7 protein-coding genes and 7 pseudogenes are annotated in these 14121 nt (G+C 59.5%); 10 read left to right on the top strand and 4 right to left on the bottom strand.

Annotated elements, in window-relative coordinates; all coding sequences use genetic code 11:
* The 3 genes and pseudogenes from AC0L3A_RS13365 to AC0L3A_RS13355 all read left to right on the top strand — a co-directional run.
* A partial coding sequence (locus AC0L3A_RS13365; protein WP_473254516.1) for a zincin-like metallopeptidase domain-containing protein occupies positions 1-297 on the top strand: 297 nt, incomplete at its 5' end.
* A gap of 108 nt (positions 298-405) precedes the next feature.
* Positions 406-2522 (top strand): annotated as a pseudogene (locus AC0L3A_RS13360) (ParB/RepB/Spo0J family partition protein).
* 186 nt (positions 2523-2708) lie between these two features.
* A pseudogene (locus AC0L3A_RS13355) lies at positions 2709-5741 on the top strand (strawberry notch-like NTP hydrolase domain-containing protein); the annotation flags it as partial.
* A gap of 51 nt (positions 5742-5792) precedes the next feature.
* Here AC0L3A_RS13355 and AC0L3A_RS13350 read toward each other — a convergent pair.
* Together AC0L3A_RS13350 and AC0L3A_RS13345 are read right to left on the bottom strand one after the other, a co-directional pair.
* A pseudogene (locus tag AC0L3A_RS13350) lies at positions 5793-6257 on the bottom strand (PLP-dependent transferase); the annotation flags it as partial.
* A 197-nt stretch (positions 6258-6454) separates the two neighbouring features.
* Positions 6455-6616: a hypothetical protein gene (locus AC0L3A_RS13345; RefSeq protein WP_473254515.1), complete on the bottom strand. Its 162-nt coding sequence runs from the start codon at positions 6614-6616 to the stop codon at positions 6455-6457.
* A gap of 435 nt (positions 6617-7051) precedes the next feature.
* Here AC0L3A_RS13345 and AC0L3A_RS13340 point away from each other — a divergent pair, with 435 nt between their 5' ends.
* The 5 genes and pseudogenes from AC0L3A_RS13340 (at position 7052) to AC0L3A_RS13320 (ending at position 10518) form a co-directional block, all read left to right on the top strand.
* Positions 7052-7864: a hypothetical protein gene (locus AC0L3A_RS13340; protein WP_473254514.1), complete on the top strand. Its 813-nt coding sequence runs from the start codon at positions 7052-7054 to the stop codon at positions 7862-7864.
* Between the two features lie 203 nt (positions 7865-8067).
* A complete protein-coding gene (locus AC0L3A_RS13335; protein WP_473254513.1) occupies positions 8068-8337 on the top strand; it encodes a hypothetical protein in 270 nt (89 codons plus the stop codon).
* Between the two features lie 12 nt (positions 8338-8349).
* Positions 8350-9363 (top strand): succinylglutamate desuccinylase/aspartoacylase family protein, encoded by a 1014-nt coding sequence (locus AC0L3A_RS13330; protein ID WP_204513551.1) that lies wholly within the window; start codon positions 8350-8352, stop codon positions 9361-9363.
* 389 nt (positions 9364-9752) lie between these two features.
* A pseudogene (locus AC0L3A_RS13325) lies at positions 9753-9962 on the top strand (GntR family transcriptional regulator); the annotation flags it as partial.
* Positions 9963-10044: 82 nt separating this feature from the next.
* A complete protein-coding gene (locus AC0L3A_RS13320) occupies positions 10045-10518 on the top strand; it encodes a UTRA domain-containing protein (protein WP_473254512.1) in 474 nt (157 codons plus the stop codon).
* Positions 10519-10582: 64 nt separating this feature from the next.
* Here the strand turns inward: AC0L3A_RS13320 and AC0L3A_RS13315 are convergent.
* Positions 10583-10895: pseudogene (locus AC0L3A_RS13315) on the bottom strand (isocitrate lyase/phosphoenolpyruvate mutase family protein); the annotation flags it as partial.
* A gap of 610 nt (positions 10896-11505) precedes the next feature.
* Between AC0L3A_RS13315 and AC0L3A_RS13310 the strand changes: the two are divergent.
* A pseudogene (locus AC0L3A_RS13310) lies at positions 11506-11700 on the top strand (response regulator transcription factor); the annotation flags it as partial.
* A gap of 614 nt (positions 11701-12314) precedes the next feature.
* On the opposite strand, the gene AC0L3A_RS13305 reads toward AC0L3A_RS13310, so the two are convergent.
* Positions 12315-12545: a hypothetical protein gene (locus AC0L3A_RS13305; protein WP_231189095.1), complete on the bottom strand. Its 231-nt coding sequence runs from the start codon at positions 12543-12545 to the stop codon at positions 12315-12317.
* A gap of 428 nt (positions 12546-12973) precedes the next feature.
* Between AC0L3A_RS13305 and AC0L3A_RS13300 the strand changes: the two are divergent.
* Positions 12974-13561, top strand: a pseudogene (locus AC0L3A_RS13300) (shikimate kinase); the annotation flags it as partial.
* Positions 13562-14121: the final 560 nt, after the last annotated feature.

The following is a 14121-nucleotide window of genomic DNA, read 5'->3' as shown; positions in this document are numbered from 1 at the left end:
GGAGATGGCAGCATGATCAGCACCATCTCCAGCGGCGTAAAATTTCAAATAAGGGCTGGACTGTCAGGATATGTTGCGGAAATCTCCTCTGCGTTCGGTTGCGCGTCGCTTGGTATCGTGCCCACGGTGCGGCACGCCGATTATATTGGCTCCTGGTTGGAGGTCCTGCGAGAGGATAATCGTGCGATCGTGCGAGCTGCTTCGCAGGCCAGCAAGGTTGCGGACTATCTCCTTGGCTTCCTGCCGGAAGTGGTTGTCGACATCACCACGGAGAGAGCGAATCAGGAAGCGGCGTGAGGTTCTCCTCCGTCAACCGCGAGCACGAGAGTGAGAGGGCAGCGGCGGTTTTCGCGACGGGTTGGAGGCCGAGAGAGAGGCTCCCGGCCGCCGTCGTGGAGAATCGATATGACCAAGGCTGTCCAAAAGATCACGCTTTCGCCCTCACGCGATATTCCGTTCAACAAGCTGGTGCTGAGCCAGTCCAATGTCCGGCATGTGAAGGCGGGCATTTCCATCGAGCAGCTCGCTGAAAGCATCGCGCAGCGTACGCTGCTGCAAAGTCTCAACGTGCGGGCGGTTGTGGATGCCGAAGGCAATGAGACCGGCATGTTCGAGGTGCCGGCAGGCGGCAGGCGTTATCGGGCGCTGGACCTTCTCGTAAAGCAGAAGCGGATGGCAAAGACCCAGGCCGTTCCTTGTGTCGTGCGCAGGGGGGCATCGCTGAAGACGATTCGCTTGCCGAGAATGACGAGCGGGTAGGGCTTCATCCGCTCGATCAGTTCCGAGCCTTCAAGACCTTGAGTGGCGCCGGCCTATCCGAGGAGGATATCGCTGCCCGACATTTCGTGACACCGGCCGTCGTGAAGCAACGACTTCGGCTGGCGTCGGTGTCGCCAAAACTCCACGACGTCTATGCCGAAGACGGCATGACACTCGAGCAACTCACGGCTTTCTCTGTCACAGCCGACCACGCCAGGCAGGAGCAGCTCTGGGAGAACGTCAGCCGATCCGGCTATGATGAGCCCTATCAGATCCGGCGAATGCTCACGGAACATACCGTGCGCGCGTCCGATCGCCGCGTTCAGTTCATTGGGCTCGACGCTTACGCGCAGGCTGGTGGCGGCGTTTTGCGGGATCTGTTCGAGCACGATGATGGCGGCTGGCTCCAGGATATCGCCTTGCTCGACCGTCTCGTGACAGAAAAGCTCAAGGCCGAAGCCGAGACGATTGCGGCCGAAGGGTGGAAGTGGATTTCGGTCGCCGTCGAGTTCCCCTACGGCCACACGGAGGGCCTACGCGAAATCGAGGGCAAACTGGTGGACCTTTCCCAGGAGGAACAGGCCACCATCGACGCGCTCAACGCCGAGCAAGCCAGGCTTGAATCCGATTATCAGGATGCCGACGAGTTGCCCGATGAGGTCGATCAGCGTCTCGGCGAAATCGAGACGGCACTGATGGCGTTCGAAGACCGGCCGATGATTTACGATCCGGCCGAGATCGCCCGCGCCGGTGTCTTCATCAGCATCGATTCCGAAGGGCGCCTCTCGGTGGATCGGGGTTACGTCCGGCCGGGGGACGATTTGTCGGCAAACGATCCTGAGGTCGGACATGCCGACGACACCCAGTCGATCGAGGGGAAGGCGGCTGGTACTTCCGTCCAACGCACGGTCATCGCGGTCGCGGGTGGCGCTGCTGACGCGGAAGAAGATGATGAGGACACGACGAAACCTCTGCCGGATCGGCTCATCACCGAGCTGACGGCGCATCGCACGCTGGCGTTGCGGGATGCGCTGGCGGAAAATCCTGCGATTGCGTTCCAGGCGGTGCTGCACAACTTCGTGCTGACGGCCTTTTACCGGTTCGCGTCGTCTGGAAGCTGCCTTGAGATCGGCCTTCGGACGCCGGCCTTTCCGGCTCAAGCGCCTGGCTTGAGGGAAAGCGCGTCCGCGAATGCCGTTGAGGCGCGGCATGAGTCCTGGAAAGCAAGATTGCCGGACAGCGAGAACGATCTTTGGAATGCGCTCACGGCCCTCGATGGCGGTGCGCAGGCATCCCTGTTCGCGCACTGCGCCTCGTTTGCGGTCAACGCCGTCTATGAGCCGGCTAACCGCTACAATCAGGGTCGCGTCTCCGCCCACGGCGTCGGCTCCCGGCTCGGCCAGGCTGATGTGCTGGCACGCGCTGTCGACCTCGACATGGTTCGTGCGGGCTGGAAGCCCTCCGTCGACAACTATCTCGGTCGGGTCACCAAGCCTCGCATTTTGGAGGCAGTGCGGGAAGCCAAGGGTGAATCGTCCGCACAATTGATCGACCACCTGAAGAAGGCGGACATGGCCAAGGAGGCTGAGCGTCTGCTCGATGGTTCGGGCTGGTTGCCGGAGCCGCTGCGTCTCGTCGATCCCAATGCGGCGTCAGTGGAGCAGGAGAGTGAAGCGGGCCCGCTGCCCGAATTCCTCGGCAAGGACGAGGATCAGGACAACGCGAGCGACGATGATCCGCAACAGCTCGATGCGGCTGAGTGACATCTAGAACGGGATGGCTGTGGCCGTCCGACAATTGCTTGGGGACTGGTGTGCCGCGCCGGTCCCCATTTTTTAGGGGCGAGGACTGAAAGGGAGAGCCGGGCCGGCAAGGGTTTGAGCCGTCGGGTTTTAAGGAGAGCGCCGGATGGTTCGACCCGTTTCCTGCTCTCCGAAAGAAATCCTGTCATGACCCAATCTCTCGCCGGCGGCGCTGCCGCCGCGCCGCTCTCGATGCGCGCCGCTGCAACTCTCACCTCCGCCGCCGTCAAGGCCGCGCGACAGCTCGTGATTGATCTCGAGCGCGGCCGTCGCATTGATGCCGCTGTGCTGCGTAACGCCATGGAAGCTGCCTTCGGCGCTTCCGACGCCACTGGCGTCTGGAACTGGAAGACCGCCTATGATGTCTGCGAGGCGGCAACCGTTCTGTTCCTTCGCAAGTTCGGCCCGGCTATCCGGACCAAGGCTGGCTCAACGGCCGCGATGCTGCCGATGCTCGCGAAAATCGCGCGCTGTCTGCCGACCCAAACACGGCGCTCCGAGGACAGCCAGGCCTTTCAACAATTCTCGACGCCGATCCCACTTGGGCTTGCCGCATGCACCGCGGCCGGCATCACGCCGTCCGACTGGGTTCTGGAGCCGTCCGCGGGGACCGGCTTGCTCGCCATCTTTGCCGAACTCGCCGGCGGCGGCTTGGTATTGAACGAGCTGGCCGAGAGCCGCGCAGAATTGCTCGACCAATTGTTTTCCAACGTCAAGGTTACGCGGTTAGACGCCGCCCAGATCGATGATCATCTCGACGCCGCTGTCGTCCCGAGCGTCGTCTTGATGAACCCGCCGTTCTCGGCATTGGTGAGTGTCGATCGACGAATGGCGGACGCGGCTTTCCGGCACGCCACTTCGGCCTTGGCGCGTCTTTGCGACGGTGGGCGTCTGGTTGCCATTACCGGCGCGAGCCTTGCGCCGGATAATCCGGCGTGGCGAGATGCTTTCGTTCGCCTCCAGCAACGCGGGCGGGTCGTGTTTTCTGCCGCAATCCATGGCGTGGTCTACGCGAAACACGGAACGCAGACCGGCACACGGCTGCTGGTGATCGACAAGCAGCCCGCCGCAGAGCCGAAATTCTTTCCAGCCTCGCCCGGCATGCCGGGCGATGTCGCTACCTTGCTTGACTGGGTGACCCAGCATGTGCCTCCGAGGCTGCCTGTTGCCACCCCCGTCATGGTCGATGCGATCAGGCGCCCCGCGACGCCGCGGCCGGTCGGCGCCTTTGCGCCACCGCCTTCCACTTCGCAAGATGGTGGGGCAGAGGGCGTCGAACTCACCTACGAGACGGTCGAGTGGACGCCTCCGGAAGGCGCCCGGCTCACCGACGCGCTTTATGAGGAATACGCGCTGCAGGCGATCCGCATTCCGGACGCGCATGCGCACCCCACCAAACTCGTGCAGTCCGCCGCGATGGCCTCGGTCGCGCCGCCGAGGCCGTCTTACCGGCCCCATCTGCCGGCCAATCTCGTGGCGAATGGCACTCTGTCGGACGCCCAGCTTGAGAGCGTCATCTATGCCGGCGAGGCGCACTCCGAGTTTCTTGCGGGCTCCTGGACGGTGGATGCGACCTTTGATGTTGTGGCGGCCGCGCGCGACGATGCAGAAAATGCCGTCCGCTTTCGCCGCGGCTGGTTCTTGGGTGACGGCACCGGTGCGGGCAAGGGGCCGCAGGTCGCCGGCATCCTTGTCGACAATTGGCTCAAGGGCCACCGCCGCGCGGTCTGGATCAGCAAATCCGACAAGCTGATCGAAGATGCGCAGCGCGACTGGTCCGCGCTCGACATGGAGCGGCTGCTCGTGACGCCGCTATCGCGGTTTCGTCAGGGCATGCCGATCCGGCTTTCTGAAGGCGTCCTATTCACCACCTACGCTACGCTGCGCACCGACGAGCGCGGCGACAAGCTTTCGCGCGTGCGGCAGATCGCCGAATGGTTGGGCTCCGACTTCGAGGGAGTGATCGTCTTCGACGAGAGCCACGCGATGCAGAACGCGGCAGGCCAGAAGGGCGAGCGCGGAGACCAGGCGGCCTCCCAGCAGGGGCGTGCGGGCCTACGGCTCCAGCACGCCTTGCCGAATGCCCGCGTCGTCTATGTCTCCGCAACCGGCGCGACCACCGTGCACAACCTCGCCTACGCCCAGCGGTTGGGCTTGTGGGGCGGCGACGACTTCCCGTTTGCGACCCGCGCCGAGTTCGTCGAGGCGATCGAGGAGGGTGGCGTGGCGGCGATGGAGGTGCTGGCGCGCGACCTCAAGGCGCTCGGCCTCTATGCCGCCCGCTCGCTCTCTTACGAGGGCGTCGCGTACGAGCTCGTCGAGCACCAGCTCACGCCCGAGCAGATTCGGATCTACGACGCGTACGCCGGCGCGTTCAGCGTCATCCATAACAACCTCGACGCGGCAATGCGGGCCGTCAACATCACGGGCGAGACCGGTACGCTGAACGGCCAGGCCAAATCGGCCGCGCGATCGGCTTTCGAGAGCGCCAAACAGCGCTTCTTTGGTCACCTCCTGACCTCAATGAAGACGCCGTCGCTGATCCGCTCGATCGAGTGCGATCTCGACGCCGGCCATGCCGCCGTCATCCAGATTGTCTCGACCGGCGAAGCGCTGATGGAGCGTCGGCTCGCCGAGATGCCGACCGAGGAGTGGGGCGACGTTCGGGTTGATATTACCCCACGCGAGTATGTCCTCGACTATCTCGCCCATTCCTTCCCGGTCCAGCTCTACGAGCCGTTCACGGATTCGCAGGGCAATCTCTGCTCCCGGCCTGTCTATCGCGACGGCCAACCGATCGAGAGCCGGGACGCCGTCGCTCGCCGCGACCGCCTCATCGAGAAGCTCGCCTCGTTGCCGCCGGTACCGGGTGCGCTGGACCAGGTCGTCCAGCGCTTCGGCACCGATATGGTCGCGGAGGTGACCGGCCGCTCGCGCCGCATCATTCGCAGGGGCGACCGGCTGGTCGTCGAAAACCGGGCCGGTTCGGCCAACCTCACCGAGACCTCGGCCTTCATGGATGACATCAAGCGGATCCTCGTGTTCTCCGACGCCGGTGGCACGGGGAGGAGCTACCATGCCGAGCTGTCGGCGCGGAATCGTCGCCTCCGCGTCCATTACCTGCTCGAGCCCGGCTGGAAGGCCGACGCCGCGATCCAGGGCCTCGGCCGCACCAATCGCTGCGATGGCCGGGATATCGCAGATTTCCATCGTGGTTGAGCCCGGCGACTCAACCCAAACTAGCTTGGTTGCGCCAGGTCGGAACTTGGCGTCGAGGTCGGCGAGACGAGTCGGATCAAAGTACTCTGTATCGACTCCAAAGGACTGAAGGATTGTCCGCGCGAATAGCTTCACCGGAGGATAGACATTGTCGGCGATCAACAAGTGCTCGCCATGGTTCACCAGGCCGAGCATAACGGATGTTATCGCGCACTGCCCCGACGGCACGATGATAGATCGGCTTGCGGAATGAATTGCCGCCAGCTGGTTCTCCAACGTCCGGGTTGTTGGAGTTCCAGAGAGGCCATAGGTATAGCCATCCGGCGACCGTGTCGCACGCGCGCGATAGGCCGCTGCGTTTGGGAAAACAATCGTTGAAGCTCGATAAAGCGGTACCGAGAGACTAGCAAACCCTTCGAGCGACGCGGGGGGCGGAGCGACGCACAGCGTTTCGTTGTTGTTCGAGCTGATGTCCATGGGGCCTAATATCAAGCGCTTCTGCTTTTCTGCGCGGACCTATCGCGATACGTACCACCCGAAGAGGGCCGGCCGGCATCGTATGAACGGCCCGCGAGCGGCAGGTCTGGAGGGCTATTTGGGTAGTTAACGATAGTCGATTCCGCAAAGCTATTTCGCTGTAGCAGGCGTTGCATCACGCTCAGGGAAGTCGTAGCTCATGATCGTTCTTGCAACAAAGCCTTCACGATTTTTCTGAGCGAGGCATTGATCTCGATCAAGTCACGGAGTTCTTTGTCCTCAGGTGGAAACGCAAACGACGGACGCGTTGCGTTGATCTGAGCCAGCGCTTCGTCAAGTCCAGAGAACGCATCCTTCAATAGATCAACCGAAGCGAAGTTGCACCATTTCCCGGTGTCGAGATTCGATACAGCGCCACGCCAGGTAAGGTAAGCATGCCACGCGCTTCATGTGACAGAGTCTGAGCGTTATCCATCACGATCATGCCTATGTGCGCTTTTGTGCCAATGCCTCCATCGCCTTTCATATGATGCGTTTGACCACCGCCGGGGCGCATCTGCGTCCTTGGTTGCAACCATTGGGTCCCTTTTTAGAATCTTCTGCAGCGCTAGAACGATTGGTAGGCGCTTGCGTCGGGCAGATTCGCTGCGCCACTTTGGGCGAGTATATCTGGTATGTCGGCTCTGAGGAAGCCGGCTGACATAGCAGTATATCACGTATGATGTTAGCCGCCGCAGCTTCAAACCTTGGCAGAACCCCCCTCATACCGGCCAGTCGCCTGCGAAGTCGACCTCATGCAAATGAAATTAAGCGATGGAGAACAACATGGCATTGCCTCCACCTGCCTGGTTGAAGCGGAGGTCATTGCCCGCCTGTGCGCCAACATAGCAGATGCAAATGTCGATGCCGTGATTCTGACGTCATGGCAGAATTGTGATTATTACTCCGGGTTCAGAACGCTATTCTGGACTCTGGATACCAAGCCGCTGTTAGCGATTGCGCGACATGATCGCGCCAGGATTGCAATAATCATTAGCAGCTCGGAAGAGCGCAATGCGCAAGCATGGCCGAACCGCCATGTTCAGCCCATCTATCATCATGGCTACACCGAAGTCGCAGTATCCGCCGCAGGCGAGTTTCTGAATGATCTCTCGGCCGGTGCTGCTGTTCGATTTGACTATGGACCCGACATGTTTGGGCGCGGATCGATCGCACTGATCGATTACATGAGGGCGGCGCAGCGCAAGTGTAGGCTATCGCACCAGGCCGACCTCATCTGGCAGCAGCGGCTCGTCAAAAGTCAGCACGAGCTGGCCACCAAACGTCAGACCCGTCGCATAGCAACGGCGAGCTTTTTTGCTAGTTTGGCCGATCTGCGCCTCGACATGGATGAATATGAGTTCGGCCAATTGCTCAAGCAGCGAATGATCGCGCTGGGGGCCGATAGCGTCGACCGGCTTCCACTTCGCTTTGATCCCGCAGGAAAGAGTTACGAACAACCGAACTACAACGTTCCATTGGCCCGCGGCAACTTCATCTGGGTTGATATAGGCGCACGCCGTGCTGATCAGATCAGTGATCCGGATCGGGTCGCGAAAGATCAGTAAAGCAACGCCAGAGCAGGAAGACCTGACGGGTTCGTGAGAGGCGTGACAATTCGATTAGCAGAGAAGATAAGGCCTGGGATGACCGGCGCCATGGTCTACGTCCCTTTGAGGAACTCTGGTCGGAGCGCAACCAGTCTCGCCTGACGGCGGCGCGTCGTGTTGGCCACGGCTCAGGTAACGCGTTAACGGAACTGCCATCATTGATGGCCGGCTCGAACGAGATCATTCTGGAAGACATGGTCCTGCATCTTGAACCCAAGCTTGAGATGACGGGCGGCGTGTATCAGACCGAAGAAGTCTTTCGAGCTACCGAAAGTGGTCCTGAATTTCTGAGCGAGATCGCGCCCGAGCGATTGCCCAGTCGATCTGTAAAATCTATATCAAGCCCGCATGGTCCCGCCCTAGTCGTCGACCTGCAAGCGAAGAAAATTTCGTTGCGTGAGCCGAGCGATGACAGCCAGATCGCTTACTGAACAGGGTTAACAATGAAAAGCCGCGTGTGGAGCAAGATCGATTTTTCGGCAACTGGAATGCAGGCGGACTATGCCCGCGTCCCATATTCGTCCGACATATCCGCCTACGGCTGGATACCTGTTCCCATACTCTGTTTCAACGGCGGTAGCGGACCAACCGCTCTATTGACAGCAGGAACGCACGGCGACGAGTACGAGGGCCAAATCGCGCTACGCAATCTCGCACGGGAGTTGTCTTCAAGCGCAAATCTGCGCGGTCGAATCATTATCCTTCCTGCTCTGAATTGGCCCGCCGTTAGCGCTGGTCGGCGGAATTCTCCACTCGACGGCGGTAACCTCAATCGTGAGTTTCCGGGCCACGCAAATGGTGGGCCAACCGCAATGATCGCCCACTATGTGACGTCAGAACTTTTTCCTCTGGCGGATGTGGTCCTTGATCTTCACTCCGGAGGCCGGTCGCTGGACTATTTGCCGGTCGCGCTCGCTCGCTCCGGCCGGAACGACGCTGAGGCTGCCGCGATTTTGCGGCTTCTGAAAAGCTTTGACGCACCATTTGGGGCGATTACCCATGGCGCGGGTGCAGGTGCCGGGTCAACTCTCTACGCCGCTGCTGAGCAACACGGAATTCCTGCTCTGACGACTGAGCTGGGTTTCGGGGCCACTCTCTCACAACGTGGGCTGCGGATCGCTGAGCGTGGCCTGAGACGGGTTCTGCACGATTATGAAATTCTTCCGGCTATGGACCGCATCGAGCCCAGCTCGTCCGTGATTCTCAAATATCAAAGCCCGCACAACTCCATCTACGCGCCTTGCGACGGCCTGTTCGAGCCATTTGCCAAACCGGCCGATGAAGTCAAGGCGAACCAGCCGGCGGGACGGGTCTATCCATTAGGTGATGTTGCTGCCGAACCGGCCGAACTGAAGTTTCCTGCCTCTGGTGTCGTTGCTTACCGACGCTTTCCGACTTTGGCTCACACGGGTGATGCGCTTTTTGGTCTAATGTCGTTGATGGAGGATGTCGCTTGATACTCGCGCTCGGTGGCCATGCCACGCTGTCCTCCAGCGAACTCCCTATCATGCGCTTCAACGGAGCATGATCCGCCAGAGTTCAAGGCCGGTTCCGAAGTCAGGCTGGGACCAAAAACGGAAAGCGGCGACCATCATTTCATACATCTCAAAGCCAAGCAAGATTTCGTCTTTGTATCCTGGAGATTGCTACTAAGGCCCAATGCCAGCTGCCGTAACGCAATTCAATGCGGCACGTTGACAGAAAATGCCAAGCATAAGGTATGCCATGGCCCTGGGCTACGTGTTCGCAATCAAGGCACCTCGCTGACGATCGAGATTGCTAGGGACAGTTCCACTAGCCGCAATCGGAATGCGAATACGTTCGGCCAGAGGGAGATCGGAACGAAATGTCGACAGCACCTTCTGGTCTCCGTCCCAGCTCATCGTTTCACATGACGGTAGGCAAGGAGATTATGAAGCGCATCTCCAATGAGACTTATCAGCCGGATGCTCCAATTCCGTCCACTGCTATGCTTGGAGAGGAATTCGGAGTCAGCCTCATCACGATTAAACGGGCGCTTCGCGACCTCCAAGCTGCTGGCGTGACCCATCTCTGTTGCGGAGAAGGGCACAAGGTCAAGAAGCAGGCGAGAATTCTGCGCACGCTAGATTTACGGCTCCCTCCTTTGAGGGACGACCATGAAATTGCTTTCCATCACACGAGAGAGGATTTCAGACCCGGTTATGCTTACCTTCCGCCCGCCGAGGGAAGCGATGCTGTGCGTCCGCAAGACGATATTTATCGACGATATGCCGTTCTTGTATGACTCGACCTATCTGTCTACAGATGTGGACGGTGAGATCGTAGACGAGTTTGCTGAGCAATTTGTCGCTCAAGCGCTGCGCCGTCACAGCATTCTTGTGACAAATACTGATCTTATCATTGATGCCGCTCCCGCCACCGGTCAGTTCGAAGAACTATTCGGAGTCCCAACTGGATATCCCATTCTTCGACGGTGTTACAAGTTCAGTACGGATACTGCAGACGATTCGGTCTATGGTCTTCTCCAGGCGCCATTCGAGCGTCTTTCCTGTTCTGTCAATTTTCCAGCGCGTGGACGCGCCTCGCGCGCAGCGGGACCGCGCGTCAATGCTTCACGGCCTCGTTCCTAGCACGCCCAAGCACTCGATGAAAATTTGTACTTAGCACAATGGCAAAACGCGATGCGTGAGCTGCAAAGCAGCTGTCCTCGAGCGAGCCACCGGCCGCGCCACCCTGACGGAGTTTGCGTGCCAAGAGGCGCTCATTGTTGAAATTACCGAACCCCCCGTCGCCGTCCACGAGCCACAGGTAGCTCGGTCGAATCCACTATTCGTTCGACGCTCTCGACGAGCTGGGTCGATGAAGCTTCATTGGCATCGCGATAGCCGAGCGAGCTAGCAATCGACAAACCAGATCCTGACCGCTGAGCGATTGTGGCGGCCAGGCCGTCATGCGCATCCAGCAGAAACGAGAGCTCGCCATTCGAGCAGACCTGGGCACGAAGCATCTCGACAGGCGACGGCCGAGTGCATTGATGACCTGCGTTGGGCCGGGCGGATTGTGGTTGATACTTCATACAGAAGTCCTGGAGGCCGCGCTTCGCTTGGCGCAAGCCCCACTGCTCATACCGTTTTGTTGTGATGCCGATCAATGACCAGCGTTGGTAGTTGATTGGACGTGAAAGCTTGCTTTATCGCCGTAGGGTGGCGCCGAACGCGGGGCTGTTGTGGTGGGTGGATCGGAGCCGACACGTTGGAAGGAAAGCTTTAGTGCAAATGAAGGATCTCGGCTCGCGAGCCGGGTGCTACGGCCTTCACAGAGCATTCACCCTTTGCGGGAGGAACGCTTGACCAAAGGGTGATATCTAGCTCACGCAGATGTTCAGCAAATATCGACCTGCTACGGTTGTCTCAAATACTGCAGTTGCGTTTTCGACATATGTCGCAATCCCGTCCATAGGGCTGCAGTTGGATTGCAGTCTCCGGAGAAGTGAACCGGCAATCTCCCAAGATCTTGTCGCTGCCGCGAGAGTTTGCGGTGCCACCGACTGGTATGGCATTTGCTGATCTCGATCCACGTCCTCTCGGCTTCAGGAGAAACTCATGGCGGATGTGCAAGAGGTTGCGCTGTCGGAACGGGAAAAACAGTGCTTGCTATGGGTCGAGGAGGGGAAGTCATCCTGGGCCATCGGAGTCATCCTGAAAGTAAGCGAGAACACCGTCAACTTTCATGTCAAAAATGCAATGCGAAAGCTGGAAACGACCAGCCGTACGCAGTGCGTCGTCAAGGCACGGCGTCTGCGTCTTATTTAAAGTAACGGCCGCGCTTCCGTTCCCGCTGACGCAGATCTGTCGAAATGTAAGGTGCGACTGTGGGTTGCTCCGGCGAAATGCGCAGCGAATTACGCGCCCGCAGCTAGCTTAATGAACTACCTTTTCGCGGACCACCAATGCGAAGATTGCGATGATCTAGCGGCTCAAATCATAAGCTGAATATGTTTGCGGCGGACGCCGCGAATCTGAGTGTTTCTGAGTATCGCTGCGAACGAGATGGCGCTACGCCCGCGAACGCATCCCACCTCAAGATAGCCCGATGCAGATGAAACTGACTAGTTCTTTAACTTGTGCGCTATGCTTGCGTAATGAAATGTGTGCCAGATGGAGCAGTCGATGGTGCGTCCTTCTCTCATCTTGGGTCGTCGCAGTCGAATCAGGACGGCTGATGTTCAGGATTTTAACGATGTAGCGCTCATCGAGCGGAAGCACGATTGGCCGATGATTGCCGACGATAGAACCTGCAGCGGGAAGCCTGTGGGCTGCCTAATTGAAGGTTGAAGTGCGCACATTCAATAACATCGATTAGCGAGTGCCCGGCTCCGACGGGTCAGCGGATGCAGAAGGGCGGTCAATCCTTCGTGTTCTGCAGTTCACGGGCTGGGAATATCGAGCTCGATCTCACGCGCCACTTCGATGATGTTCTCTGGTTGGCGTCCGTTCTTGAAGAGAGCGTATTTCAGAGCTTCGGCGCGGTTGATAAAAAGCCCGCCAAACGCGCCCCGTTTTTCGCGGGCAATCCAGTTACCAGCCCGATTTTTGCCGACAAAAACAATGGGCGGAGCGCAGTCACTTGAACGGGTATCGAGGACCTGAATCACCATGCCCCTTCGCTGGGTGACAGCTCACATTCATGTGGAACAACCCATAGCGGAGGTGCTCCGGCTCAAGCGACTGTCGACTTGTCTTGCTACTCACATCGCAGCACTCGAAACCAGCATCAGCGACTTCAAAGTTCGGCTATTGGCCGCCAATCGGCTGTGGCCGTGGTTGGGCGGCAAGTATTCATCGACCTGGAAGGAATAGCTCAAACGGGAACGGAGTTCTACTATCAGTTCTGAGAAGAGGAAAGGGGGGCCGCGAGGTGCGCTGTCCGAGCGCGCCGAGAGCGAAAAGTGCCGTGTGTGCGCTGTTGATTTAGGGGGCAGACGATTCGGTCGATGGCTTCGTTACGCCCATCCAGCGATCCTGCTCGGGCAGAACGCGGGACCGGTTGTCAGCGTGCCCGCTAATCGCCCGACCGCATCGCGTGGCTGAACGGACCATTGATGCGCTGGACTCATTCATGACGCATGATGCGGCGAGGATCCGGGCTCAACATCCTGCATCCGTCTTCGACGTGCGTCAGGTTCTGCAAACCATGGATCACGAGCCCAGGCCGCCGCAGGGTGAGGCAGGGCTGCGGCAGCTACCAGTCGTTGACATGCAGGGGCGGCGAGCGGCAACGGAGCCGGAGACGCGATATTCGATTTTTCATCGACTGACTCGGGGGTCTTGCCCGTTAGTCGCGGTGCAACTCCCGGTAAAGCCGAGCGCGTTCATGTTGGCGCGTACGCTCGCCGTCGAAGGTGTGCCATATCGCACGGATCTGTTCGGCGGAAGCAAGTTAAAAGCGCCAAAGCCAACTCTGTCGCAAATCGCAGCGACCGCTCCGGGCGAGCCTGGCCCTATAACTCCCGGGGGAAAGCTCCTGGCGATACCTTATTCCGAAACCGCTCCCGGCACCGCGTTCGAGCAGCTATCCCGCGCCTGGGCCCCGCTCAAAGAGGCATATTATTACACTCAGCGCAGAGCGTTTGCGGCGCCACCTGCACTCAGTGATCTCAGCCCTCACGACTACGTTTTCGTAGTGCTGCCCCATGCGGACCGCCAGTGCGTAGTCCACGGAGGGCGAAATAGATATCAGCTGGCCCACCAATCTCCCCGAAGTGAAGTGATCCTCAGCGCAAGCGTCATCATTGGCGCGTAGCCCGACCCTCGAGCCCGTGCTGCTGCCCGCTCAAGGATGGGCGCGCATGCAACTGTCAAGACATGCACGCGGGATGTTCCTCTTGCCCGTCAATCTGGCTGCCCAATCGCGCCGGAAACTTAATTAAGCGCACGATTCCCCTATTCTGCGGACGCGCTCTTTACGGGTTAGTCCCTGTGAACCTGAGGTCGAGCGGACCCCAGAGCAAAAGAGGCCCGCTCAGCGCCACGTTGCCAAATCGAACAGCAGCTCCGGAAGGTACGGGCCTCATCTGCCGGGTTCGTCACCCTCGCGTAAGTGAGGGGGGCGGAGATTGCGATGACTAGCGCAGGGGAACGGCTTTCTCAGCAAGCGCGGTCTCCCGGAATGCTGTGTGCCTCCTGTACACTAGGCCAACAGGTCAAAAAAAGCTCAGGCCATGGGCCGGGCTT

It is taken from the genome of Bradyrhizobium sp. MI1.3, assembly GCF_055811695.1.
Note: the sequence above shows the minus strand (reverse complement) of the source record. Positions and strands in the feature narration are given on the sequence as shown.

Excerpts from the sequence above, each read along its gene's own strand:
- AC0L3A_RS13305 (WP_231189095.1), bottom strand. The coding sequence starts at position 12,545 with ATGGTGATTCAGGTCCTCGATACCCGTTCAAGTGACTGCGCTCCGCCC.
- AC0L3A_RS13320 (WP_473254512.1), top strand. The coding sequence starts at position 10,045 with ATGAAATTGCTTTCCATCACACGAGAGAGGATTTCAGACCCGGTTATG.
- AC0L3A_RS13335 (WP_473254513.1), top strand. The coding sequence starts at position 8,068 with ATGGCCGGCTCGAACGAGATCATTCTGGAAGACATGGTCCTGCATCTT.
- AC0L3A_RS13330 (WP_204513551.1), top strand. The coding sequence starts at position 8,350 with ATGAAAAGCCGCGTGTGGAGCAAGATCGATTTTTCGGCAACTGGAATG.
- AC0L3A_RS13340 (WP_473254514.1), top strand. The coding sequence starts at position 7,052 with ATGCAAATGAAATTAAGCGATGGAGAACAACATGGCATTGCCTCCACC.